The sequence below is a fragment of the Sphingomonas kyungheensis genome, from assembly GCF_037120395.1.
Classification (GTDB): Bacteria; Pseudomonadota; Alphaproteobacteria; order Sphingomonadales; family Sphingomonadaceae; genus Sphingomonas; species Sphingomonas kyungheensis.
Genome location: NZ_JBBBDM010000001.1, coordinates 222,342 through 247,195 on the forward strand (window position 1 = coordinate 222,342; position 24,854 = coordinate 247,195).

At 69.2% G+C, this 24,854-nt stretch carries 17 protein-coding genes and 1 tRNA gene; 14 read left to right on the forward strand and 4 right to left on the reverse strand.

The genetic code is table 11. From position 1 onward, the window contains the following. Window positions 1-55 precede the first annotated feature (55 nt). The 3 genes from V8201_RS01005 (at window position 56) to V8201_RS01015 (ending at window position 3,835) form a co-directional block, all read left to right on the forward strand. Window positions 56-1,489, forward strand: coding sequence for an FAD-binding oxidoreductase (locus V8201_RS01005; protein ID WP_336544260.1), 1,434 nt, complete (start codon window positions 56-58; stop codon window positions 1,487-1,489). Between the two features lie 56 nt (window positions 1,490-1,545). Next, window positions 1,546-2,307, forward strand: a complete 762-nt coding sequence (locus V8201_RS01010; protein ID WP_336544261.1) for a SapC family protein — start codon at window positions 1,546-1,548, stop codon at window positions 2,305-2,307. Between the two features lie 973 nt (window positions 2,308-3,280). Beyond that, entirely contained in the window at window positions 3,281-3,835 is a 555-nt protein-coding gene (locus V8201_RS01015; protein WP_037531948.1) for a cytochrome b, read from the forward strand. A gap of 186 nt (window positions 3,836-4,021) precedes the next feature. Here the strand turns inward: V8201_RS01015 and V8201_RS01020 are convergent, their stop codons facing one another. Then, window positions 4,022-4,876 (reverse strand): N-formylglutamate amidohydrolase, encoded by an 855-nt coding sequence (locus tag V8201_RS01020; RefSeq protein WP_037531950.1) that lies wholly within the window; start codon window positions 4,874-4,876, stop codon window positions 4,022-4,024. A 97-nt stretch (window positions 4,877-4,973) separates the two neighbouring features. On the opposite strand from V8201_RS01020, the gene cpdR reads away from it, so the two are divergent. Together cpdR and V8201_RS01030 are read left to right on the forward strand one after the other, a co-directional pair. Further along, entirely contained in the window at window positions 4,974-5,351 is a 378-nt protein-coding gene (gene cpdR, locus V8201_RS01025) for a cell cycle two-component system response regulator CpdR (protein ID WP_271299532.1), read from the forward strand. Window positions 5,352-5,396: 45 nt separating this feature from the next. Next, window positions 5,397-5,471: transfer RNA gene (locus V8201_RS01030), tRNA-Val, on the forward strand. A 218-nt stretch (window positions 5,472-5,689) separates the two neighbouring features. On the opposite strand, the gene V8201_RS01035 is transcribed toward V8201_RS01030, so the two are convergent. Continuing rightward, window positions 5,690-5,896, reverse strand: a complete 207-nt coding sequence (locus V8201_RS01035; protein WP_336544262.1) for a hypothetical protein — start codon at window positions 5,894-5,896, stop codon at window positions 5,690-5,692. Window positions 5,897-5,967: 71 nt separating this feature from the next. Continuing rightward, window positions 5,968-8,088, reverse strand: coding sequence for a TonB-dependent siderophore receptor (locus V8201_RS01040; protein WP_336544263.1), 2,121 nt, complete (start codon window positions 8,086-8,088; stop codon window positions 5,968-5,970). A 239-nt stretch (window positions 8,089-8,327) separates the two neighbouring features. Here V8201_RS01040 and V8201_RS01045 point away from each other — a divergent pair, with 239 nt between their 5' ends. The 7 genes from V8201_RS01045 (at window position 8,328) to V8201_RS01075 (ending at window position 21,474) form a co-directional block, all read left to right on the forward strand. Beyond that, the gene (locus tag V8201_RS01045) at window positions 8,328-11,438 is read left to right on the forward strand and encodes a TonB-dependent receptor (RefSeq protein WP_271299530.1); all 3,111 of its coding nucleotides are present in this window, start codon (window positions 8,328-8,330) and stop codon (window positions 11,436-11,438) included. Window positions 11,439-11,557: 119 nt separating this feature from the next. Next, window positions 11,558-13,120 (forward strand): GH39 family glycosyl hydrolase, encoded by a 1,563-nt coding sequence (locus V8201_RS01050; protein ID WP_336544264.1) that lies wholly within the window; start codon window positions 11,558-11,560, stop codon window positions 13,118-13,120. Then, complete coding sequence (locus tag V8201_RS01055; protein ID WP_336544265.1) at window positions 13,120-15,297, forward strand: WD40/YVTN/BNR-like repeat-containing protein; 2,178 nt, start codon at window positions 13,120-13,122, stop codon at window positions 15,295-15,297. Before V8201_RS01050 ends, V8201_RS01055 begins: the two co-directional genes overlap by 1 nt. A 61-nt stretch (window positions 15,298-15,358) precedes the next feature. After that, entirely contained in the window at window positions 15,359-16,159 is an 801-nt protein-coding gene (locus V8201_RS01060; RefSeq protein ID WP_271299527.1) for an SDR family oxidoreductase, read from the forward strand. Continuing rightward, complete coding sequence (locus V8201_RS01065) at window positions 16,152-18,017, forward strand: glycoside hydrolase family 15 protein (protein WP_051583253.1); 1,866 nt, start codon at window positions 16,152-16,154, stop codon at window positions 18,015-18,017. Before V8201_RS01060 ends, V8201_RS01065 begins: the two co-directional genes overlap by 8 nt. 76 nt (window positions 18,018-18,093) lie before the next feature. After that, window positions 18,094-20,187, forward strand: coding sequence for a TonB-dependent receptor (locus V8201_RS01070; RefSeq protein ID WP_336544266.1), 2,094 nt, complete (start codon window positions 18,094-18,096; stop codon window positions 20,185-20,187). A 42-nt stretch (window positions 20,188-20,229) separates the two neighbouring features. After that, the gene (locus V8201_RS01075; protein WP_235199518.1) at window positions 20,230-21,474 is read left to right on the forward strand and encodes a chymotrypsin family serine protease; all 1,245 of its coding nucleotides are present in this window, start codon (window positions 20,230-20,232) and stop codon (window positions 21,472-21,474) included. A 21-nt stretch (window positions 21,475-21,495) separates the two neighbouring features. On the opposite strand, the gene V8201_RS01080 is transcribed toward V8201_RS01075, so the two are convergent. Further along, window positions 21,496-21,660, reverse strand: a complete 165-nt coding sequence (locus tag V8201_RS01080; protein WP_200870347.1) for a hypothetical protein — start codon at window positions 21,658-21,660, stop codon at window positions 21,496-21,498. A 64-nt stretch (window positions 21,661-21,724) separates the two neighbouring features. Here V8201_RS01080 and V8201_RS01085 point away from each other — a divergent pair, with 64 nt between their 5' ends. Together V8201_RS01085 and V8201_RS01090 are read left to right on the forward strand one after the other, a co-directional pair. Continuing rightward, a complete protein-coding gene (locus V8201_RS01085; RefSeq protein ID WP_336544267.1) occupies window positions 21,725-24,391 on the forward strand; it encodes a bifunctional [glutamine synthetase] adenylyltransferase/[glutamine synthetase]-adenylyl-L-tyrosine phosphorylase in 2,667 nt (888 codons plus the stop codon). Beyond that, on the forward strand, window positions 24,384-24,848 hold the full coding sequence (locus tag V8201_RS01090) for a peroxiredoxin (RefSeq protein ID WP_271299524.1): 465 nt from the start codon (window positions 24,384-24,386) through the stop codon (window positions 24,846-24,848). The genes V8201_RS01085 and V8201_RS01090 overlap by 8 nt, the downstream gene beginning before the upstream one ends. Window positions 24,849-24,854: the final 6 nt, after the last annotated feature.

Here is a 24,854-nt window from a genome sequence, read left to right on the forward strand (position 1 = left end):
CGCCCCTTAGCCCGGATCGTTGAACGCGCGATGAACTTCCGGTAGCGATCCTGTCATGACGCCTGCGCAGACCGCCCTGCTCGACTCGCTCGCCGCGACGCTCGGGCCCAAGGGGATCGTCACCGATGCCGAGCGGATCGCACCATGGCTGGTCGACTGGCGGCGGCGCTTCCACGGCGCCGCCCCGGCGCTGCTCGCCCCCGCCTCGACCGCGGAGGTGAGCGCGGTGGTCGCCGCCGCCGCGGCGCACGGCGTGCCGCTGGTACCGCAGGGCGGCAACAGTTCGATGGTCGGCGGCGCGACGCCGCCCGCGGATGGATCGGCGCTGATCCTGTCGCTGCGGCGGATGACCGCGATCCGCCGCCTCGATGCGGCGGCGAACCTTGCGGTGGCGGAGGCGGGGGTGATCCTGTCCGACCTGCACGAGGCGGCGCTGGCGGCGGGCCGGCGTTTCCCTTTGACGCTGGGCGCGAAGGGGCATGCGACGGTCGGCGGGCTCGTCTCGACCAATGCCGGGGGCACGCAGGTGCTGCGCTTCGGATCGATGCGCGGGCTGGTCGCGGGGCTCGAGGTGGTGCTGGCGGACGGCAGCGTGCATGACGGGCTGGCGCCGCTCAAGAAGGACAATCGCGGTTACGACCTGACGCAATTGCTGATCGGCGCGGAAGGGACGCTCGGCATCGTCACCGCGGCGACGCTGCGGCTCGCGCCCGAGCCGGCGACGCGGACCACCGCCTGGGCGGCGGTGCGCGATCCGGCGGCGGCGCTGGCGCTGCTGCGCCGCTGCCAGGCGGGCAGCGATGCGCTGGAGAGTTTCGAGATCCTGCCGCAGGAGACGCTCGCCGCGGTGCTCGCCTACGTTCCCGGCGCGCGCGCGCCGGTCGCGACGACGGCGGCCTGGCACCTGCTGATCGAGCATAGCGATCCGGCGGGCGCGGCGCTGACCGAGCGATGGCTCGGCGAGGCGCTCGCCGACGGGCTGATCGCCGATGCGACGATCGCGACCAGCGCGGCGCAGGCGGCGGACTTCTGGCGGTTGCGCGAATCGATTTCCGACGCGGAACGGGCGCTCGGCCCGGCGTCGCAGCACGATCTGTCGGTGCCGGTCGACACGATGCCGCGCTTTATGATCGAGGCGGCGGCGGCGTGCGAGGCGCGCTTCCCCGGCTGCCGCGCGAGCGGCTTCGGCCACCTCGGCGACGGCAACGTCCATTTCCACGTCCGCGCTGCACCCGGCACCGATCCGGCGCGCTGGTATGCGGAGGAGGTACCGGTGGTGACGCGCTTCGTCGACGATCTGGTGATCGCGGCGGGGGGATCGATCGCCGCCGAACATGGCATCGGCCAGATGAAGCGCGACGAGCTCGAACGCACCTCGTCGCCGGCGCGGCTCGCGGCGCTGCGCGCGGTGAAGGCGGCGATGGACCCGCTCGGCATCCTCAATCCCGGCAAGCTCGTCACGCTTGCGCCCCGGCGCGCCGGCCAATAGAGCAGCCGGCCAGCCTGCGGCTGCGCCGCAAACTATCCACGACGGAGAGAGTTCCCATGGCCAGTGCGCCGCTTCCTTTGTTCTACAACGGCCTCGAGCCGCTCTCGAGCGAGACGCATGCCAATTGGCGCATCCGCCAGCAGGACAGCGCGCCCTTCCTGGTCGGGCAGCATGCGATTCCGATCACCACCGACGAATTCCCGCTGGTGCAGCGGCATATGCCGATCGTCTTCTCGGTCGGCGACGATGCCATCCCGCTGGCGCTGATGGGCCTCAACGAGGGCGTCAACGTCTTCATGGGCGACGACGGCAAGCTGACCGAGACCAATTTCTACGTCCCCGCCTATGTCCGCCGCTATCCGTACATGCTGGCGCGGCTGCGCCCCGACGCCGAGGAGCTGTCGCTGTGCTTCGATCCGACGTCGGAGGCGCTCGGGCCGTATGACGACGGCGAGGCGCTGTTCGAAAACGGCCAGCCGAGCCAGGTGACCAAGTCGATCCTCGATTTCGCCGAACAGTTCGAACAGGCCGGCGCCCGCACGCAGGCGTTCATGAACGAGCTGCGCGAGCAGGAGCTGCTGATGGAGGGCGAGGTCACCATCCAGGTCGACGAGACCCAGCAGCCGTTCGTCTATCGCGGCTTCCAGATGATCAACGAGGAGAAGCTCGCCGGTCTGCGCGGCGACCAGCTGCGCAAGATGAGCCAGTCGGGCATGCTGCCGCTGCTCTACGCGCACCTCTTCTCGCTGTCGCTGATGCGCGAGATCTTCGGCCGCCAGTCGCAGCAGGGCAAGGTGCCGCAGCCGCAGCTGGTCTGATCCTGCGGGCGGGCGGCGTCGCGGGATGCGGCGTCGCCCGCTGTTGCCGGGGCGGGGCGGTGTTTCCGGCGAAGTGCGGCGCGCGCGTGGAGCTGCGCCGCCTTCGCGGCTCAGATGAGTGTTTGGTCCGCACGCGAGGCCGCGATCTGAGCGCGAGTCGGCGCGGGATCGCCGGTCGCGCCAGTATTCCCGCGCAGGCGGGAATCCAGTGGTCAAGCAGAGCAACGGCTTGCGGTGGAAAGAACACTGGGCTCCCGAAACTGTACACCTTCGCGGGAGCACTGCTGGGGCTTCGGCCCCTGCGAGGTCTCGTAGCTCATACGTGTACAGATCGCGTGGCAGCGTGGCAGCGTGACGGTGGACGCCCTTGATCTGATACCCGCCCCGCCCTTTTGCCGACCGCTCAGCGACTGTCTTCGGATCTGGATCATGCAAAGGCGCAAAGGTGCTGCGCGTGACGACACGTTCGGACGCTCCTGTTTCGAAAGCTTCTTCGCTCATCGCGATGCGGGACGGCGTTCCTGACCCTCCTCCGCGCCTCCGCGTGAACCTCCTTTTCTCTTCGCGTCTTCGCGTCGTCGCGTGATCTTTCATGCCATGACAGCAGTGGGCCGGAGATTGGTTCACGCGGAGGCGCGGAGGCGCGGAGAGGGGTGGGGAAGCGACCGGCGCGAACTTTTTGTTTCGGCCTCTTCACAGCCTCCGCGAAGTCGCTTCTCGGCTCCGTCATGCCGCACCTGCTCCGGCCTCCGCGGTTCCGGCACACCGTAAGCCGCTGATTTCGCAGTACGGCGGACTTGGCTCCAAGTCCGGATGGGCGAGACGCCTGGCCTAAGGCCGACAATCGCTCGAGGGCGCGCGCCTCCGACGCACCCGACGATGCGGGGGCGGTTCGCGCAGGGCCCGCCTCCGCCGGGCTTGACCGCTTGCGGCGGCGCAGCGATGGTACGGCCCTGACGGCGAGGAGCGGGATATGGCGGAACGGCTGCGCGGCGAGCGCTATTCCAGCGTGGCGATCGCCTTCCACTGGACGATCGCGGCGCTGGTCATCGCCAATCTGATCATCGGCATCGGCCATGACGGCATCCCGGCGCTGCGGGCGCTGATGGGGGCGCACAAGGCGATCGGCATCACCGTGCTGGCGCTCACCGCCGCGCGCGTCGCGTGGCGGCTGACGCATCGCCCGCCGCCGCTGCCCGCGGGCACGCCCGGCTGGGAGAAGGGCCTCGCGCATGCGACGCACTGGAGCCTGTATCTGCTGATGGTGGCGATGCCGCTGACCGGGTGGATGATGGTCTCCGGCCCGCCGGGACCGGGGCCGGCGCGGCCGCTGAGCTGGTTCGGGCTGTTCGACGTGCCCAAGCTGCCGGTCGGCGAGGGCGCGGCCGATCTCGGCCACAATGCGCATGGCCTGCTCGGCTGGCTGATGCTGGCGCTGGTAGTACTGCACGTCGCGGCGGCGCTGCGCCACCATCTGCTGCTGCGCGACTCGGTGCTGGCGCGGATGGCGCCCGCGCTCGACCGGTAAAAGCCATTTCATCAGGAAAAAACACCGCCTTGCGGGGCGGGGGTTGAACCAATCGGCGGCTCGCCTATTTTACAGAAGTACGGCGCTCGTGTCCCCCCTTTCGCGAGCCCGTATGACACACTTTCAGTGTGTCTCCTCCCTGAACCTTGGCCACTCCGTGCTTCTGCACGGGGTGGTTTTTTTATGTCATTCCGCCGCGAGCGCGCGGCCGTCGTCGCCGAGCGCCTCGTCCGCCACCGCGGCGATCATCCGGCGCAGCAGCGCGACGACCATCGGCAGGCCGGCGCCGGGCTGGTCGAGCGCGGCATCGAGATAGAGCGTCCGGTCGAATTCGATCTGGATCGCGTGAATGCCGCGCGCGGGGGCGGCATGGCGTTCGAGGATATGGCCGCCGGCATATGGCGTGTTGAGCGCGCTGCGCAGTCCGCTGCGCGCCGCCTCCGCCTCGAGCCGGGCGATGAAGCGCGGCGCCGCCGCCTGGCCGAAACGATCGCCGAGCACGACGCGGGCATGGTCGCCGAGCGGCGGCATCGAATGGATGTCGAGCAGCACCGCGACGCCGAACCGGCGCTGCACCGCCGCCAGCGCCGCGGCGAGCGCGTCGTGATAGGGGCGGTGATCCTGCGCGATCCGCGCCGCGACCTCGACCGCGCTGAACCGCCGCCGCCACAGATCGCCCGCCGCGCCGCCGCGGCGCGGCACCAGCCCCAGTCCGCTGCGCACCTTGGCGGAGGCGGTGGGCAGCGCCTGCGGCCGCGCGCCTTCGTCGACACGCGGGTCGCGCTCGCTCTCGCCGCGATTGAGGTCGATCCAGGCGCGCGCGCGGCGCTGGACCAGCATCGTCTCGCGCGTCTGCGCGCCGTCCGCCACTGCGTCGACGAAGCGATCCTCGAGCGCGACGAGCGCGGTGGCGGGCAGGCGCAGCGCGCCGAGCAATGCCGCCGGATAGTCGCGCCCGGCATGCGGCACCGACAGCACCACCGGGCTGAGCGGTGCGCCGTCGCGGTCGGTGCCGCCGATCGAGTCGAACGCTGCGTCCATCTATGGCACGTCCTATCGCCTTCGCTGCCATGGCGCGCTGGAAATCTTTACATCTGCGCATCATAGAGCGGGCGTGCACAGGGAGACCGACCGAGCGATGATCCGCATCCTGCTGGCCGAAGACGATCAAGTCATGCGCGAATATCTCACCCGGGCGCTGGAGCGCGCCGGCTATGCGGTGGCGGCGGTGGATCGCGGCACCGCGGCGATCCCGCTGCTGGAGCGCGAATCGTTCGATCTGCTGCTCACCGACATCGTCATGCCGGAGATGGACGGCATCGAGCTCGCCCGCCGCGCCGCCGAGCTGGTGCCGGGGCTGCGCGTGATGTTCATCACCGGCTTCGCCGCGGTGACGCTAAAGGCTGGGCGCGAGATGCCCAATGCGCGCGTGCTGTCCAAACCCTTCCACCTGCGCGACCTCGTCGCCGAGGTCGATCGCGTGTTCGAGACGGGAAGTGCAAGCGGATTGAATTGAGCGCTTGCCAGGCCGGCCAAGCCCGGCTAATGGCCCACCTCCGGCGGGCGTGTAGCTCAGTGGTAGAGCACTGTGTTGACATCGCAGGGGTCGCAAGTTCAATCCTTGCCACGCCCACCATCCTGATTTGGCTCTATCCGGCAGCATTCCTCCACCCCAGAGGGATCGGATAGAGCCACATCGCTCCCCCCATCGTGATCGTCGTGCGTCGGATATGCGTCCGTGCATCTGCGCGAGGCCTTGTGCCTCCGCGCTACGCCTCGCCCGTGCGGCGTCCGGTGCGGCGAATCAGGCGTCACGTGCCGGGCGGTGCCGCCCGGCGCGCGACGCCGATCCGGTCAGTCGTGCGCGATGCCGCGCCCGGCGACCTTCTCATAGCCCGACAGTTCGTCGCCGATCGCCACCTTGGCGGCGAGGTCGTCGGCCCGCGCCTGATCCTTTGCGGCGCGCTTGGGGTCGTTGGGATCGCCGTCCGGGTCTGCGGCGCCGACATTGGGGCTGTCGGGCATGTACAGGACGGGCGGTTCGCTCTTGTCGTCGGCCATGATCGTCTCCTTGGGGGATGAGGAAACGATCGGGCGCGGGAGCGGTGCCATCGGTCCCGCGCCGGCCGCGGTCAGTAGCGGACGCTGATCGTGCCGAGGATCGAGCGCGGCGCGGCGTAGCGGCTCTGGTCGAAGGTCAGCGCAGTCAGATATTTAGCGTTGGTGACATTCTGCAGATTGGCGCTGACTGCGATCCGGTCGGTGAGCGCGTAGCGGGCGAGCAGGCCGAGCGTCGCGACGCTGCCCTGGGTGATGCGGATCGGCTGCCCGGTGGTGGTCGAGAGCGTGCCGGGCTCGAAATAGAAACGCCCCTGATATTGGAGCGACGCGCCGAGCTTGAGTGCGGCGAGGCCCTGCGGCGTATAGGTCAGGTTGAGCCGCCCGGTGCTGCGCGGCACGAAGGTGCGCACCGCGGTGGTGTCGTCGCCGCGGATACGCATCAGCGTGACGCCGCTGGTGACCTGCACGCCCGTCGTCGGCTGGCCCGAGACTTCGAGCTCGACGCCCTGCGAGCGGGCATCGATGCCGCGATAGATGGTGCGGCCGAGCGTCGTGTCGAAGCCCGCCGATTCGGCGGTGTTGTTCTGCCGCGCCTGGAACAGCGCGGCGCTGGCATTGAGCAGGCCGTTGAACCATGCGCCTTTCAGCCCCGCTTCGATATTGTCGCCGGTGATCGGCGCGAGCTGGCGGTTGTTGGCGTCGAACTCGCTCTGCGGATTGAAGATCGTCGCGTAGCTCGCATAGGCGCTGATCGTCGGCGACAGGTCGAGCGTCGCGCCGACGAACGGCAGGAAGCGCTTGGCGTCGAAGCTGGTCGGCACGTCATAGGAATAGCCACTGTTGCTGGCATGCGTGTAGCTCGCGCCGAGCATCACCTTGAGCGGATCGGCGGGGTTGAGGCGGACGAGGCCGTAGACCGTCTCGCGCTGCGTGTGCACGTCGAGGCTGAGCGTATAGGGGGTGGGGAAGGTCGGCGCCGGGAAGGTGCCGTCGAACAGCGAATCGAGCGGCAGCGACACGCCGATCGCGCTGTTGTCGTAGCTGGAATATTGCCGGTAGCGCTCGGCGCCGCGCATCACGCCGACCATCACGTCATGCTTGCGCCCGCCGATCGTCACCGGGCCGCCGATATAGGCGTCGAGCGTCAAGTTGCGCGTCTCGCCGGAGAAGGCGCCCGGATAGGTCTGGATGCCGAGGCCGGTTGCGCGGTCGGGGTTGCCGTAGACGTAGAAGAGCTGGTCGTTCTCGCTCGTCGCCTTGCGCAGCGCCGAGATCTTGCCGGTCCAGCCGTTGCCGAAATCATGCGTCAGGTCGCCGAAGATCTGCCGGTCGATGACGTTCCAGCCCGACCAGCGCGGCGCGTAATTGGCGGAGCGGGCGAAATCGATGCGGCTGCCGTCGGTATAATAAAGCGGGATCGCGCCCCACATCGCGCCGCGGCTCTGATGGTCCTGATGGCCATAGCCCGCCGACACGACGGTATTGGGGCCGAGATCCGCCTCGACGATGCCATAGCCGGTCCAGCGGCGCAGGCTGTAGCGATCGAGATAGCTGTCGGTGTCGAGCAGCGCGCCGACCGCGCGGGCGCGGATGCTGCCGTCGGCGGTGAGCGGCACGCTGACGTCGGCGTCGATCCGCTTGTTGTCGAACGAGCCATATTGCGCGCTCGCCGTGGCGTGCAGCTCGCGATAGGGGCGCTTGCGGATGAAGTTGATCACCGCCGAGGGATTGCCGGTCGGCGAGAGCAGGCCGGGCGCGCCGCGCACCACCTCGACCCGGTCGTAGATCGCGGTGTCGATCGAGCCGGTCTGGATGCCGAACGAGAAGGGCAGGCCGATGCCGTCGATCTGGAAGGTCTGGATGTCGAAGCCGCGCGCCGAATAATAGACACGGTCGGTCTCGCCGGCGAGCACGTTGACGCCGGGGACGGTGGCGAGCAGCGCATTGACGTCGTTGAGCTGGAAATCCTCGATCTGCGCGCGGGTGACGACGCTGACCGATTGCGGCGTCTCGCGCTGGCTGAGCGGCAGGCGGGTCGCGGTGCGCTGCGTCTTGACGCCGTAGGAATCGGTGCCCTCGCTGCGCTGGCCGGTGACGATGATATCGTCGCTGCTGCGTTGCGGATCGGCGGCGGTGTCGTTCGCCGGTGCCGCTACCATGCTTGCCGCCATCAACGCGATGAACGCCGTCATTCTCTACTCCCTGATCGCTGCCAGCCTCTTAGCGGCTGCCGCTGCTGTTGCAAGTGAATAGCAATAGCCGATCCATGGGGAAGGATAGTGTTACATCATAGTCACATATCGGGCCCATTTCTCGATCGTCCTAAGTCTGACATTGCCGCTAAGACCGGAATCCACTAATGAAAATGCTAGCGCTACCATAAAGCGCGAGGTTCAGTTTGCGCCGGGTTGGGGCGCCGGAGAGGATGGGGATGACGAAGATCGTGACCGCGGACGGCAAGCGTCCGGCTTTCAACGCTGCGCTGCGTGCCGGTGTGTCGAGCCTTGCGCTCGGCATGATCGCGCTTGCAACGCCGGCTTTCGCCGAAGGGCTGGGTCAGGCGGATACGAGTGCGATCCCACAGGCGACGGGCCAGGCGGCGACCACCGCGGGCGACCTCACCAGCAATGCGACCACCGCCGATCAGGTGCCCGCAGACCAGCCGTCGGGTGAAGAGATCGTCGTCACCGGTCGTCGTGCCGCGCTCCAGGCCGCCGACGAGCGCAAGCGCCGCAGCGAGACGATCATCGACTCGGTCGTCGCCGACGAGGCCGGCAAATTGCCAGACAATAGCATCACCGAAGTGTTGCAGCGCGTCTCCGGCGTGTCGATCGTGCGCTTCGCCGCGCTCGGCGATCCCGATCACTTCTCGGTGCAGGGCTCGGGCGTGCAGGTGCGCGGTCTGACCGGCGTCGCCTCGCGCCTCAACGGCCGCGAGATCTTCAGCGCCAACAACGGCCGCGCGATTCTGTGGAGCGACGTCACCCCCGAGCTGATGGCCGCGGTCGACGTCTACAAGGCGTCCACCGCCGACCTGATCGAGGGCGGCACCGGCGGGCAGATCGATCTGCGCACCAAGATGCCGTTCGACTTCAACGGCGACTGGCATATGGCCGCGACGGGTGAGTTGAGCATGGGCGACATGGCGCAGAAGGCCGATCCGGCCGCGTCGATGCTGCTCACCAAGTCGTTCGACACGCCGATCGGCAAGATCGGCATTCTCGGCGACATCGCCTACAGCCAGTTCAGCTCGCTGTCGCAGTTCATCCGCACCGAGCCCTATTTCAAGACCAACATCAGCGGTAAGGATTACTATATCCCGGGCGGCTTCACCTATGGTGACGAGGCGTTCCAGTATCGCCGCTACGGTATCTATGGCGCGGTGCAGTGGGCGCCGACCGACGACCTGACGTTCAGCGGCACCTTCTTCCAGTCGCGCTACAAGAGCCAGTCGAGCGATTACGGCGCGCAGGTCAGCTCGCAGACGCTCGCGGTCGACCCGGCGAGCAGCAGCTTCGACAGCAACGGCGCGCTGACCAAGACCAGCTCGCTGTTCAACCGCGACACCAATACCTTCCTGCCCAGCACCAGCCCGGTGACGAGCTCGGGCAACAAGGGTTTCGTCGACAGCAACACGCGCACCCGCGACTATTCGCTGGCGTTCAACTATGCGCCGACCGACAGCCACCTGTCGTTCAAGGGCGCGTTGCAGCGTGTCGATTCGCGGCAGATCTACGATCGTCTCGACATCTTCCGCGATCTGAGCTTCGGCACCGGCTTCGGCATGGACCTGACCGGCGACCTGCCGCAGATCACCACCACCGCCGCGGCGCAGGCCGGCTTCGCCAATCCGGCGAACTATTTCTGGTCGGCGTCGATGCCGCATAACGAGCGCAACAAGGGCCGGCTCGATGCCGCGAACCTCGATGTCGAATATTCCTTCGACGACAGCTTCCTCAAGGCGATCAAGGTCGGTGCCCGCGCTGCCGAGCGGACCGAACGCGATCTCCAGAACGGCTATAACTGGAGCGCGCTGGGCCGCGGCTGGAACGGCGATCCGCAGCTGACCTATGCCAATGCCGCGCCGGGCGACACGACCTATCACGCGTTCAAGGACTTCTTCCGCGGCGAGACGGTCCTGCCGGGCAATCTGATGTTCGCGAGCGAGGATCTGGCCCGTCGCTTCGTCGCCAACCGGACCGGACTGACCGCGTCGCCGCCGGCGGGCTTCTGCCCCGCCACGGCACAGTTCGATTGCTCCGCATCGGGTCCGCTGCCTTCCAGCACCTATGGTGGGGGTTCGCAGATCACCCGTCCGGCCGGTTTCGTGCTGCCCGGCGATCAGGTCGACAACAAGACGATCACCAAGGCCGCTTACGCCTTGGCACGCTTCGGTCGTCCGGAGGGCGGCATCTCGGGCAACGTCGGCGTCCGCGTCGTCAACATCCAGAACGAGGGCAGCGGCTACATCCAGCAGAATTCGTCGACCTTCGTCCGCAACGGCGTGACGCAGACGCTGGCGCAGACCTTCATCGCCCGTGGCGGCAAGGCGGAATTCACCCGCTGGCTGCCGTCGATCAACGTCGACTATGCGCCGAACAGCAAGACGAAAATCCGCGCCGGCTATAACATCACGATGGATCTGCCGAGCTTCAACGCGCTGCGCGCGTCGGGCAGCATCGGTGTGGCGACGACGAGCAATCCAGGCAACACCGGCGGCACCAGCAGCCTGCCCAATATCTTCACCAACTTCACCGCCGATACGGGCAATCCGCTGCTCAAGCCGACGATGTCGAACAACTTCGACCTGTCATTCGAATATTACGCCCGCGCCGGTACCGCCTTCCACATCGCGCCGTTCTACAAGCGCCTGACCAACCTGCCGATCTACTCGCTGACGCAGCGGCAGGTGACGGTGGTGTTCACCGACGGCACCAGCGAGAACGTCAATGCCGCGGCGACCGACTATATCAACGCGACCAAGGCGGCGACGGTCAAGGGCGTCGAGGTCGGCGGTCGTGCCTTCCTCGACATGCTGCCCGGCGTGCTCGCGGGTCTCGGCTTCGAGGCGAATTATACGTTCATCGACAGCCAGAACCCGGGCGATCTGTATCGCGACATCAACGGCGTCACGCACAATGACGCGCCGCTGATCGGCCTGTCGAAGCACAATGCCAACGTCACCCTGCTGTACGAGCGCAAGGCGGTGTCGTTCCGCGTCGCTTATTCATGGCGGTCGCGGTACCTGCAGACGACGAACAGCAACGGCACCAACCCGACGTATAACTATTACCCGTCGGCGGGTGCGACCGCGGTGCCGATCCAGATCGCGCTGCCGGTCTATGGCGGCGCCTATGGTACGCTGGACGGCGGTGCGCGCTTCAAGGTGACCGACAATTTCTCGTTCGGCGTGCAGTTCACCAACATCCTCGGCGCGACCCAGCGGACGTTGATGGGCGGCTATCCCAACGGGGCGCTCTATGGCCGCAGCTGGTTCCAGAGCGATCGCCGTATCTCGACCGGGATCAACCTGGCCTTCTGACGACATCGCGGCCTGCCCGCCGGAAACGGCTGGCAAGTCATTGTAATACGACAAATAAATCGATCTGACGGTGGGCTCCGGCTAGATCGGTGGCTCGACCGGCGCAGCGGAGGAATGGAATGACAGCGCTCTTGGTCCGTATCGGCGCCGGAGCGCTGCTCGGCCTGTCCGCCGCCGCCTCGGCGCAGCAGGCGCGCACGATCGACGTCGATGTCGCGCGCGCGGGCCCGCCGATCGATCGGGCCTTCGACCTGTCGGTGGGGTCGGATTATGCCGGTACGCTGATCCGCCCCGACAGCCTCGCCCAGCTCGACACCGCGGTGCGCGAACTCGGCTTCCGCTACGTCCGCTTCCACGACATCTTCACCGACGCCCTGGGGACGGTGAAGCGGACGCCGGACGGCGGCATCACCTATGACTGGACGAAGATCGACCAGCTCTACGACGCCTTGCTCGCCCGCAAGATCAAGCCGTTCGTCGAACTGGGCTTCACCCCCGACGCGCTCAAGACGTCGAACCAGACGATCTTCTATTGGAAGGGCAATACCTCGCACCCGCAGCCGGAGGGCTGGGCGAAGCTGATCGACGCCTATGTCCGCCATCTGCGCGAGCGCTACGGCGCGGCGGAGGTGCGCAGCTGGTATTTCGAGGTGTGGAACGAGCCCAATCTCGCCGGCTTCTGGGAAAAGGCGGATCAGGCGGCCTATTTCCGCCTGTATGAATCGAGCGCGCGGACGATCAAGGCGATCGATCCCGCCCTGCGCGTCGGCGGTCCGGCGACCGCGGGCGCGGCCTGGGTGCCCGAGCTGCTCGCTTATGCCAAGGCGCGGAACGTGCCGGTCGATTTCGTCTCGACGCATACCTATGGCGTCGACGGCGGTTTCCTCGATGAGAAGGGCGAGGACGACAACCGGTTGTCGACCAATCCCGATTCGGTGGTCGGCGACGTGCGCCGCGTGCGGGCGCAGATCGCCGCCTCGTCCTTCCCCGACCTGCCGCTGTTCTTCACCGAATGGAGCGCGAGCTACAATCCGCGCGATCCGGTGCATGATTCCTATGTCAGCGCGCCCTTCATCCTCACCAAGCTGCGCGCGACGCGCGGCATCGCGCAGGGGATGAGCTATTGGACCTACAGCGATCTGTTCGAAGAGGCGGGGCCGCCGCCGACGCCGTTCCACGGCGGCTTCGGGCTGATGAACCGCGAGGGCATCCGCAAGCCGGCGTGGTTCGCGTATAAATACCTCCACGCGCTCGCCGGGCCGGAGATCCCGCTTGCCGACGGCCAAGCGCTGGCGACGACCGATGCGGGCCGGACCGCGGTGCTGCTGTGGGACTGGCAGCAGCCCAAGCAGGTGCTGAGCAACCGGCCGTTCTTCACCCGCCAGCTGCCGGCGACCGCCGCCGCGCCGGCGACGCTGCGGCTGACGCACCTGACGCCCGGCCGCTACCGGCTGGCGGTACGGCGCACCGGCTATCAGCATAACGACGCGCATTCGCGCTACCTCGCGATGGGATCGCCCAAGACGCTGACGCCGGCGCAGATCGCCGAGTTGCAGGCGCTGACCACCGATACGCCGGAGGTGGCGCGGACGGTGCAGGTCGGGCGCGACGGGACGTACACGCTGCGGCTGGCGATGCAGAGCAACGACGTGGTGCTGGCGACGCTCGAGCGGTCGCGCTGATGTGCCGGTCGCGGCGGGTCAGGGCGGGCGGCGCGCTGCTGGTCGCGCTCGCCTTGCCGGCCGCCGCGCCGACCCCGGCCTATCGCTGGACCAACGTCACCGTCGGGGCGGGCGGCTATGCGCCGAACATCGTGTTCAGCCCGGTCGAACGCGGCCTCGCCTATCTGCGCACCGACATGGGCGGCGCCTATCGCTGGGATGCGCAGGCGGCACGCTGGCTGCCGTTGCAGGACGACAATGCCGAATCGAGCTATATGGGGATCGAGAGCATCGCGCCCGATCCGGTCGATGCCGATGTCGTCTATATGGCGGCGGGGATGAACGCCGGCGCGCCCGCGGCGATCCTGCGTTCGGCCGATCGCGGCCGCCACTGGACGGTGACGCCGGTGCCGTTCGCGATGGGCGGCAACGAGCCGGGCCGCGGGCTCGGCGAGCGGCTGGCGATCGATCCGCGCGATCATGACCATTTGTGGTTCGGATCGCGGCACGACGGTCTGTGGCAGAGCCGCGATGCCGGGCGGCATTGGGCGAAGGTGGCGGGCTTTCCCTATGCCGGGCTCGGCAGGCCGGCGCGCCGGACGGCGCATGGCGGCGTGTCGTTCGTCGCGATCGATCCGCGGCTGGGCGCGCGGCGGATCTGGGCGGGGATCGCCGATCCGGGCGTCGCGCCGCTCTACCGCTCCGACGACGGCGGCGCGCATTGGCGCGCGGTCGCGGCGCCGGGCCTGCTCGCCGCCAAGGGGGTGATCGACGCACGCGGCGTGCTGTGGGTCGGCTATGGCAGCGGCATCGGTCCGAGCGAGGTCAAGACCGGCGCGCTGTGGCGCTACGATCCCGACGGCACGGGGCGCGACGTGACGCCGCCCGACTGGCGGGACGCCGGGGCGGAGGGCGCGTTCTTCGGCGTCGCGGTGGCGCGCAGCGCGCCGGGCACCGTCGCGGTATCGACGATCGACCGCTATCGCGCGGGCGATTCGCTGTGGCTGAGCCGTGACGACGGCGCGCAGTGGGACGATGTCGGCAAGCGCAGCCGCCGCGATGTCTCGGCGACGCCCTTCCTGCTGCACGAGGGCAAGGGCGCCGATTTCGGCCATTGGATCTCCGGCCTCGCCATCGATCCCTTCGACGCCGGGCATATCGCCTATACCACCGGCGCGACCGTCTATGCGACGCAGCGGGTGCCGGCGCGCGGACCGGTCGACTGGGCGCCGTGGGTGCGCGGCATCGAACAGACCGCGGTGATCACGCTGATCGCACCGACGGGCGGCGCGCCGGTCGTCTCGGGCTTCGGCGACCTCGCCGGCTTCGTCCACGACGATCTCGACTGTTCGCCGCAGCCGAGCTTCATCGATCCCTATCTCTCCAACACCAACATGCTCGATTATGCCGGTCGGGCGCCCAACGTCATCGTGCGCAGCGGCAGCCTGTATCTCGACCGGCCGCGCGACGCGAGCCTCGCCCGGTCGGAGGATGGCGGGCGGCACTGGACGCCGCTGCGCCTGCCGCCGCAGGGAGAGCCGCCGGCGCGCGACGACCTCAATGGCGAGGCGGCGATCACCGTCTCCGCGGACGGCGCGACGATGATCGTCGCCGCGCGCGTGCCGCAGCGGACGCGCGACGGCGGGCGGAGCTGGCAAGCGGTGCGCGGCCTGCCGCCGCGGACGCGCGCGGTGGCGGACAAGGTCGATGCGGCGACCTTCTACGCGGTCGATGCCGCGGCGGGGCGGCTGCTCGTCTCGCATGATGGTGGCGCCAGCTTCGCGCCGGTCGCAACGCAGGGCCTGCCGCGCGACCTGTCCGCCGCGGCGCCGCGCAATCGCGAATCGCAAAGCGCGCTCGTCGCCGTGCCGGGCGCGGCGGGCGAATTGTGGCTGCAGGTCGGGACGGCGCTGTTCCACAGCCGCGACGCGGGCCGGCATTTCGTCGCCGCGAACGGCGATCTTGCGGTCGAGCTGTTCGGCATCGGCAAGGGCGCGGTCTATGCGATCGGCAGCCGCGGCGGGGTGCGCGGCATCTGGCGCGCGAACGATGCCGGGGGAGCATGGAGCCGGATCGACGACGATGCGCATCGCTGGGGCGGGCGCTATCGCGTCATCGCCGGTGACCCGCGCCGCGCCGGCCGCGTCTATGTCGGCACCGACGGGCGCGGGCTCTTCTACGGCGATCCGGCCGGCTGACACGCATCCCCTGACGCGCTCGACCGTTCAGGGATGCTCGAAGCCGTTGGGAGAAAAGCTTTTGTCTGCGCTCGCAGGTCATACCGCCATCATTACCGGCGCCAGTTCGGGAATCGGCCTCGCCGTCGCCGAGGGGCTCGCCGGGGCAGGCGCGGCGGTCGTCATCAACTATCGGTCGGACGAGGACAGCGCCAACAGCCTCGCCGAACGGATCGGCGAGCGGGGCGGACGCGCGATCGCGGTGCAGGCGGACGTGTCGCAGGAGCAGGAGGTCGGGCGCTTGTTCGACGCCGCCGCCGACGCCTTCGGCCGGATCGACGTGCTCGTCTCCAATTCGGGCGTGCAGAAGGATGCGCCGGTCGCCGATCTGTCGCTCGACGACTGGAATACGGTGATCGACATCAACCTGACCGGACAGTTCCTCTGCGCGCGCGAGGCGGTGCGCCGCTTCCGCAGCCAGCCCGAATCCGCGCGGCCGTCGCGCAGCGCCGGCACGATCATCGCGATGAGCTCGGTGCACGAGCTGATCCCCTGGGCGGGGCACGTCAATTATGCCGCGGCGAAGGGCGGCGTGCGGATGCTGACGCGGACGCTGGCGCAGGAGGTCGCGCCGGACCGGATCCGCGTCAATGCCATCGCCCCCGGCGCGATCCGCACACCTATCAATCAGGAGGCGTGGGAGACGCCCGAAGCGCTCGAAAAGCTGCTGCGGCTGATCCCCTATGGCCGGATCGGCGAGCCGGAGGATGTCGCACGCGCGGCGGTCTGGCTCGCATCGGACGAGGCGGATTACGTCACCGGCACGACCCTGTTCGTCGACGGCGGCATGTCGCTCTATCCCGAATTCCGCGACAATGGCTGAGCGCGACGCCGCCGCGGAGGCGGAAGCGCAGGTGCGGGCGCAGGCGGCGGTGACGCCGCGACGGCGGATCGGCGATCACGGCATCATCGGCGACATGGAGACCGCGGCGCTGGTCGCGGCGGACGGCACGATCGACTATCTGTGCTGGCCGTCGCTCGACAGCCCGAGCGTGTTCGCCGAACTGCTCGACGCCGAGCAGGGCGGCGCGTTCGAGATCGTGCCGGCGCTCGACGACGCGCGGGTGCTGCAGATCTACGTCCCCGACACCAACGTGCTGACGACGCGGTGGATGGCGAGCGCGGCGAGCGTCGAGATCCTCGACCTGATGCCGCATCCCGACATCTGCGGCGATGCGGGCCTCGACCGACGCTGCCTGATCCGCCAGATCACCGTGACCCGCGGGACGGTGCGCTTCACCGCGCGCTGTCGTCCGCGCTTCGATTACGCGCGCGAAGTGCCGGAGGCGGCGGCGGTGGACGGCGGCGTCCGCTTCGCCGGAAGGGCGCTGACGATGCGTCTGTACGGATCGGTGCCGGTGCAGGCGGCGCCGGGCGAAGCGGTGGCGGAATTCACGCTCGGCGAGGGCGAGACCGCCTGGTTCGTGCTCGGCGACGACGCATTGCGCCGCCCCGATGATGCCGGCGTTTCGGGCGACATCACCGAAACGACCAAGGCGTGGCAGCACTGGCTGAGCCGCACGGACTATCGCGGGCGCTGGCGCGAGGCGGTGCTGCGCTCGGCATTGGCGCTCAAGCTGCTCACCTCGGACCGGCACGGCTCGATCGCCGCGGCGGCGACCTTCGGCCTGCCCGAGGCGGTCGGTGCCGGGCGCAACTGGGATTATCGCGCGACCTGGATCCGCGATGCGTCGTTCACCGTCTATGCCTTCATGCGGCTGGGCTTCATCGACGAGGCCGAGCATTTCCGCCAATGGGCCGGCAAGCGGGTGATGGCGTCGGATCAGGATCACCCGATCCGCATCATGTATGCGATCGACGGATCGCATGCGAAGGACGAGACCGAATTGCCGCACCTCGCCGGTTATGCCGGCAGCCGGCCGGTCCGCATCGGCAATGGCGCGCACGCGCAGAGCCAGCTCGATATCTTCGGCGAGCTGATGGACAGCGTCTATCTCTCCAACAAATATGGCGCGGCGATCGATCATGCCGGCTGGCAGCACGTCCGCGGCATCGTCGACTATGTCATCGCGCATTGGCAGGAGCCCGATGCCGGCATCTGGGAGATGCGGTCGGAGCCGCGGCATTTCCTCCATTCGCGGCTGATGTGCTGGGTGGCGCTCGACCGGGCGATCCGGCTGGCGAAGAAACGGTCGCTGTCGGCGCCGCTGGTCGCGTGGAGCGAGGCGCGCGATGCGATCGTCGAGGATATCTGGAGCAACTTCCGCCATCCCGAGCACGGCTATTTCGTGCAGAGCCGCGGCGGCACCGAGCTGGATGCGGCGTTGCTGATGATGCCGTTGATGCGCTTCGTCTCGTCGACCGACCCGGTGTGGCTGACGACGCTCGACGCGATCGGCGCACAGTTGCGCGACGACGGGCTCGTCTACCGCTATCGCGGCGACGACGGGCTGGACGGGCAGGAGGGGGCGTTCACCACCTGCACCTTCTGGTATGCCGAATGTCTCGCCCGCGCCGGGCGGCTCGACGAGGCGCAGCTGATCCTCGCCAAGGGGATCGCTTATGCCAATCCGCTCGGGCTGTTCTCCGAGGAGCTCGACCTGCGCGGTGAGCCGATCGGCAATTTCCCGCAGGCGCTGACGCACCTGGCGCTGATCAGTGCGGCCTATTTCATCGACCGGCGGCTCGACCCCAGCTACCGGCCCAATTGGCAGCCGTGATGCGTCCATAAACGACAGGCTTTACGGGCTCCCTTATTGGTACTAATGCGAAACAGTATCAATAAAGGGGGCTCTTTTGATCGACACCAGTCTGGCGATGCGGATCGGCATCGTCATCGCAGTCGGCTATGGCGCGGTATCCGCCGCCGCGGCACAGACCGCGCCGGAGGACGAACCCGGCGAGACGATCCTCGTCACCGCCTCGCCGCAGGGCTATACGGCGAGCGAGACCGGGCTCGCCAAGATCCCGGTGCCGCTGCGCGACCTCCCGCAATCGATCGCGACCGTCACCGCGGCGGTGCTGCGCGACCAGCGCGCTTTGTCGGTGCAGGATGCGCTGAAGAACGTGCCGGGGGTCAGCTTCGCGGCGGGCGACGGCCAGCGCGACCAGGTCACGATCCGCGGCTTCTCGGCGATCGCAGACCAATATGTGAACGGCTTCCGGGACGATGCGCTTTATTACCGCGACCTGTCCAACGTCGAACGGGTCGAGGTGGTCAAGGGGCCGGCGGCGGTGCTGTTCGGGCGCGGATCGTCGGGCGGGCTGATCAACCGCGTGCTCAAGCGGCCCGACAGCAATGTCACCGCCGCGGCGCTGAGCGCCGGATCGTTCGCCGCGCGGCGTGCCGAATGGGACGTCGGCCGTTTCGACGCGCGCAGCGGCGTCGGCTTCCGCATCACCGGCGCGCATGAGGATGACGACAGCTTCCGCGACCAGCAATTGCTGCGCCGTTCCGCGATCGCGCCGTCGCTGCTGATCGGCGAGGGGCGCGCAACGACGCTGATGCTCGAAGCCGACGCGCTGCACGATCACCGGCTGATGGACCTCGGCATTCCGGCGCTCGGCGGGCGGCCGATCGACGTGCCGCGGTCGACCTATTACGGGGCCGCCAATGCGCGCGACGTGGATACGACGACGAGCAAGGTCTATTCGCAGACCGTCGAGCTGACGCACCGCCTGTCCGAAGCACTGCGCTTCCGCAACGGCTTCCGCCACTATGATTACCGGCTGTGGCGCAACAGCACGCTCCCCGCGGCGATCGATCCGGTCGCGCGGACGGTGACCTTGCAGCACGGCCGGCTCAACCGCGACGAGGAAGGCTGGTCCGATCAGGCGGAGCTGACGTGGCGCGGCCGGATCGCCGGGGTCGATCACGTGCTGCTCTACGGCGTCGAGCTGTCCCGGCAGACGAAGCGGGCGGATACGTTCGCGCAGGTCAAGGTGGCGGTGACGTCGCTGTTCAAGCCGGTGCTGCCGGTACTCGATCCCGCCCGCTTCACGCGGATCGCGACGGCGACCGCGAGCGTGTTCGACACCGGCGGCGTCTACGTGCAGGATTTCGCCGACTTCGGCCATGGCATCAAGGCGCTGGTCGGCGTCCGCCGCGATCGCTTCCGGCAGGCGACCGACCAGCGGCTGCCGGTCGCGGCGCGGCTGGTCCGCACCGATATCGCGTGGAGCCCGCGGGCCGGGATCGTGCTGCAACCCGACGCGACGCAATCCTATTATCTGTCGTGGAGCCGCAGCTTCCAGCCGTCCGCCGAGACCTTCGCACTGACCGCGAGCAATGCCGACATCGCGCCCGAGCAGACCAGCAACAAGGAGGTCGGCGCCAAATATACGCTGCTCGGCGGCGCGCTCAACGTGCAGGCGGCGGGGTTCCTGCTGCGCCGCACCGGGATCAAGGGCACCGATCCGCTCGACCCGACGCGGCTGGTCGCGGCGGGCACGCAGCGGACGCGTGGCGTCGAACTGTCGGCGCAGATGACGCTGCCCGCGGGGTTCCAGGCGGTCGCCGGCTATGCCTATCTCGATGCCCGGATCACCGCCTCGTCGCGCCCCGATTTCGTCGGCAAGGGTGCGACGATCGCGCCGCGCCATGCCGCCAACGGCTTCCTCAGCAAGAGCTTCGCCGGGCGCTTCGGGCTGGGCGGCGGAATCAATTATGTCGGCGACCGCTGGGCTGATCCGCTCAACACGACGGTGCTGCCGCATTATGTCACCGTCGACGGGCTGCTGTGGGTGGCGACGGGGCCGCTGCGCTGGCAGCTCAACGCCTATAATCTCGGCAACGTCCATTATACCGTCGCCGGACATGGTACGTCGGCGCTGCTCAACATGCCGGGCGCGCCGCGCTCGGTGCTCGGCACGCTGCGGATCGCCTTGTAGTTCGTTCATCGACCGGCCAGCCGTCTGCGCTACAAGGGCGGCGTGGGGCGCTGGCTGGGCATGATCATCGGAGCGGCGGGACTGGCGGCGGGTTCGCCGCTCGCGGCGCAGACGTTGGTCGCGCCGCCGCCCGTGGTCGCGCCGGTCGAGTCGCTCGACGCCGCGATCGCGCAGGATGCCGCGGCGGTCGCCGACCGGCTCGGGCTGCCGGTCGACGAGGCGGAGCGGCAGTTGCGGTTGCAGGTGGCGAGCGCGCCGGTGACCGACGCGATCGCCGACGAATTCGCCGCGCGGCTGACCGGGATCGCGCTCGTCCATCGGCCTGAATTCTCCATCGTCGTGACGCTGACCGGTACGGCGGCGGAGCCCGAACGGATCATCGACCTGAACGGCACGCCGGTGCGGATCAGCTTCAGCACCGGCGCGGCGGCGACGCACACCGGGCTGGTCCAGGCAATCGGTGCCTATCAGGCAGCGATCCGCGCCAGCCTGCTGTCGCCGCCCGGCCTCGGCATCGACCAGCGCAGCGGCGAGCTGGTCGCGGTGGTTTCGACGCGCGACGTCGCGCGGGAGGGCGCCGAGCCGCTTGCCGCGCGGCTCGCGGCCTTGACGCAGGTGCCGGTGCGGCTGCGCGTCGTCGACCAGCCGGCGCTCGACATGGGCGGCATCCAGGGCGGGACGCGTGTCGTCGGGCAGGTGCCGGGGGACAGTCATCGCTATCTGTGCACCGCCGGCTTCGTCGTCACCGACGGCACGCGTACCGGCATCGCCACCGCGGCGCATTGCCCCGACGCGCTGCGCGCCCGCGATGCCGCCGGGATCGAACAGGACCTGCCCTTCGTCGGGCAATGGGGCTGGGGCCATCAGGACGTGCAGATCAACGCGAGCGCGGTGCCGCTCGCGCCTTTATTCTATGCCGACAGCGCACGCACCGTCAGCCGGCCGGTTGGCGATGCGCGCAGCCGTGCCGGTACGCGCGCCGGCGACATCGTCTGCCACCGCGGCGAGCGCACCGGCTATAGCTGTTCGGAGGTCGAACTGACCGACTTCGCGCCGGCGGGCGATCTGTGCGGCGGCGCCTGCCTGCCGACCTGGACGACGGTGGCGGGGCCGGTGTGCAGGAGCGGCGACAGCGGCAGCCCGGTGTTCCTCGGCGATACCGCTTATGGAATTCTGAAGGGCGGCAGCTATCGCGCCGACGGCAGCTGCGCCTTCTATTTCTATATGTCGACCGACTTTCTGCCGACCGGATGGCGGCTGCTCACCGCTCCGATCGCCAGCCCCTGATCGCGCCTGTCCGGAACGCGCTCAGTGCGTGACGCGGTCGAGGCGCTCCAGCAACGTCTTGAGATCGTCGGGCATTGGCGTTTCACCGAAGACGCCGCGCAGAGCATGGCCGAGCGGATCGGCCGGGCGTGGCAAACGGACGACATAATCGCCGTTGCGCGCGCGTCCTGTTGTTTGCGTAGCCATGTGCATAGACCGGAGAACGATCCTGTGGCGGAAACGTTGCCGACTGCAATAAAGGATATCCGCGATGCCGACGCCCGTCTCCGCCGCGATCGATCGCGCCCGCGCGCATGCGCCGTTCCTCGCATTGCTGCTGGATCGCGAGCCGGTGCTCGCCGAGCGGCTCGCCGCCGGCATGTTCGACCTCGCCTACACCGCCGCGACTCCGGATATGCCGATCGCCCGCCAGTTGCGGCTCGACCGGCGCGCGCTGGCGCTGGCGATCGCGATCGGCGATCTCGCCGGCGTCTATGATCTGACCGCGGTGACGCAGGGCCTCAGCGACTTCGCCGATCGCGCGCTCGACCGGGCGATCACCGCGGCGATCGCCGAGCGCACGCCGGGGGAGGCACCGCGCGGCTTTGCGGCGATCGCGCTCGGCAAGCAGGGCAGCCGCGAGCTCAATTATTCGTCGGACATCGATCCCATCCTGATCTTCGACCCGCGCACGTTGCCGCGCCGCGCGCGCGAGGAGCCGGAGGAAGCGGCGGTGCGGATCGCCAAGCGCGTCGTCGAACTGCTCCAGGCACGCGACGGCGACGGCTATGTGCTGCGCGTCGACCTGCGGCTGCGCCCCTCGCCCGAGGCGACGCCGATCGCGCTGCCGGTCGACGGCGCGATCGGCTATTACGAATCGCAGGCGCTGACCTGGGAGCGGGCGGCGTTCATCCGCGCCCGCGCCGCGGCCGGCGATCGCGCCCTCGGCGGCTATTTCCTCGATGCGATCCGGCCGTTCGTGTGGCGGCGCGGGCTCGATTTCGGCGCGATCGGCGAGATCCGCGACCTCTCCCGCCGCATCCGCGATCATTATGCGAGCGGCCAGGCGTTCGGCGCGGGCTATGACCTCAAGCGCGGCCGCGGCGGCATCCGCGAGGCGGAATTCTTCGCGCAGATCCATCAGCTGATCCACGGCGGGCGCGATCCGGCCCTGCGCGCACCCGCGACGCGCGACGCGCTGGCGCGGCTGGCGGAGGCGGGGTGGATCGGTACGGACGAGGCGGCGGCGCTGAGCCGATCCTATACGCTGCTGCGGACGATCGAGCATCGTGTCCAGATGATCGACGATCGCCAGACGCATGTGCTGCCGGGCGGCGCGGCGCTCGACGGGGTGGCGCGCTTGCACGGCCTTGCGGACGGGGCGGCGCTGATCGCGCTGTTGCGGGAGCCGGTCGCGCGCGCCGGCCAGATCTACGACGCGCTCGATGACGGTCGCGGCGGCGACTTCCCGCACGAGCCGCAGGCGCTCGCCGCGCGGCTGGAGCAGGCGGGCTTTCCCGATGGCGCCGGTGCGGCGACGCTGATCGCGCGCTGGCGTGCCGGCCGCTATCCGGCGCTGCGCAGCCCGGCGGCGCGCGACGCGCTGGAGGCGGTGCTGCCGGCGCTGATGCCCGCCTTCGCCGACGCGCCCGATCCGAGTGCGGCGTTGCGGCGGCTCGACGGGCTGCTCGAACGCCTGACCAGCGCGATCAATATCCTGCGGCTGCTCGAGGCGCGGCCCGGGCTGGCGGTGCTGCTCGCGACGATCCTCAGCCATGCCGCGCCGCTCGCCGATGCGCTCGGCGTGCGCCCGGAGCTGATCGACTGGCTGATCGATCCCGGCGCGTTCGAGCCGCTCGGCCCGGTCGAGGCGCTGGCGGCGGAGATGCGGCGCGGCGAAGGCGGCGACTATCAGGCGCTGCTCGACCACGTCCGCCGCAGCGTCGGGGAGAAACGGTTCGCGCTCGGCGCGCAGGTGGTGGCGGGCGCGGCCGATCCGCTCGACGCGGCGGCGGGCTATGCGCGGCTCGCCGAGGCGGCGATCGCGGTGCTCGCCGAGGCGACGATCGCCGAATTCGCGCGCAGCCATGGCCGGGTGCCGGGCAGCGAGCTGCTGATCCTCGCCTTCGGACGGCTCGGCGGCGCGGCGCTGACCCATGCCAGCGACCTCGACCTCGTCTATCTGTTCACCGGGGACTTTCGCGCGGAATCGGACGGCGCCAAGCCGCTCGGCGCGACGCTCTATTATAATCGCCTCGCGCAGCGGATCACCGCGGCACTGTCGGTGGCGACCGCGGCGGGGCCGCTCTACCCGGTCGACACGCGGCTGCGCCCGTCGGGGACGCAGGGGCCGCTGGTCGTCTCGCTCGAGTCCTTCGCCCGCTATCAGCGCGAGGATGCCTGGACCTGGGAGCATATGGCGCTGACGCGGGCGCGGCCGGTGTTCGGCTCGGCCGAGGCGCGGGCGGCCGCCGCCGCGGTGATCGACGCGGTGCTGGCGGGCGAGCGGCCGGCGCGGGACCTGACCGGCGAGGCGGTGGCGATGCGCGCCGAGATGGCCCGGCACAAGCCGCCGACCGGGCCGCTCGACGCCAAATTGCTGCCCGGCGGACTGGTCGATCTCGAATTCACCGTTCACCTGACGCAGTTGCGCCATCGTACCGGCTTCGATCCGCACCTCGGGCGGGCGATCGGCGCGCTGGTCGCATCGGGCCTGCTGCCCGCGACGCTGGCGGTGGCGAACGATCAGCTGACGCGGCTGCTCGTGGTGCTGCGGCTGGTCGCGCCCGATGCCGCCGAGCCGTCGCCGGCGACGCAGGCGCTGATTGCGCGCGCCTTGCGACTCGCCGATTGGCCGGCGGTGCTTGAAGCGCTGGCGATGACGCGGCAGGACGTGGCGGCGGCCTGGACGCAGGCGACGGGAGGCTCGGATGGATGAAGGCGCAACGATACCTGCGGTGACGGTGACCGCCGCCGACGGCAGCGCGATGCCGCTCGCCGCGGTACCCAGCCCGGCGGTATTCTATTTCTACCCCAAGGACGATACCAGCGGCTGTACCCGCGAGGCGCAGGATTTCTCCGCGCTTGCGGCGGATTTCGCCGCGGCGGGGGTGACGGTGATCGGGATCAGCAAGGACCCGCCCGCCAAACATGCCGCCTTTACCGCCAAGCACGGCCTCACCGTGACGCTGGCGAGCGACGAGGACGGCAGCGCCTGCGACGCCTTCGGCGTGTGGGGCGAGAAGCAGCTTTATGGCCGCACCTATATGGGGATCGAGCGCGCCACCTTCCTGTTCGGGCATGACGGTCGGCTGGTGCGGGCGTGGCGCAAGGTGCGCGTGCCCGGCCATGCGGCGGCGGTGCTCGCCGCCGCGCGCGAGGTCGCGGCGGGATAGGCGGGC

Coding starts and splice junctions, on each gene's coding strand:
- V8201_RS01050 (WP_336544264.1), top strand. CDS start 11,558: ATGACAGCGCTCTTGGTCCGTATCGGCGCCGGAGCGCTGCTCGGCCTG.
- V8201_RS01065 (WP_051583253.1), top strand. CDS start 16,152: ATGGCTGAGCGCGACGCCGCCGCGGAGGCGGAAGCGCAGGTGCGGGCG.
- V8201_RS01020 (WP_037531950.1), bottom strand. CDS start 4,876: ATGGACGCAGCGTTCGACTCGATCGGCGGCACCGACCGCGACGGCGCA.
- V8201_RS01090 (WP_271299524.1), top strand. CDS start 24,384: ATGGATGAAGGCGCAACGATACCTGCGGTGACGGTGACCGCCGCCGAC.
- V8201_RS01015 (WP_037531948.1), top strand. CDS start 3,281: ATGGCGGAACGGCTGCGCGGCGAGCGCTATTCCAGCGTGGCGATCGCC.
- V8201_RS01040 (WP_336544263.1), bottom strand. CDS start 8,088: ATGACGGCGTTCATCGCGTTGATGGCGGCAAGCATGGTAGCGGCACCG.
- V8201_RS01055 (WP_336544265.1), top strand. CDS start 13,120: ATGTGCCGGTCGCGGCGGGTCAGGGCGGGCGGCGCGCTGCTGGTCGCG.
- V8201_RS01005 (WP_336544260.1), top strand. CDS start 56: ATGACGCCTGCGCAGACCGCCCTGCTCGACTCGCTCGCCGCGACGCTC.
- V8201_RS01045 (WP_271299530.1), top strand. CDS start 8,328: ATGACGAAGATCGTGACCGCGGACGGCAAGCGTCCGGCTTTCAACGCT.
- cpdR (WP_271299532.1), top strand. CDS start 4,974: ATGATCCGCATCCTGCTGGCCGAAGACGATCAAGTCATGCGCGAATAT.
- V8201_RS01080 (WP_200870347.1), bottom strand. CDS start 21,660: ATGGCTACGCAAACAACAGGACGCGCGCGCAACGGCGATTATGTCGTC.
- V8201_RS01035 (WP_336544262.1), bottom strand. CDS start 5,896: ATGGCCGACGACAAGAGCGAACCGCCCGTCCTGTACATGCCCGACAGC.
- V8201_RS01085 (WP_336544267.1), top strand. CDS start 21,725: ATGCCGACGCCCGTCTCCGCCGCGATCGATCGCGCCCGCGCGCATGCG.
- V8201_RS01010 (WP_336544261.1), top strand. CDS start 1,546: ATGGCCAGTGCGCCGCTTCCTTTGTTCTACAACGGCCTCGAGCCGCTC.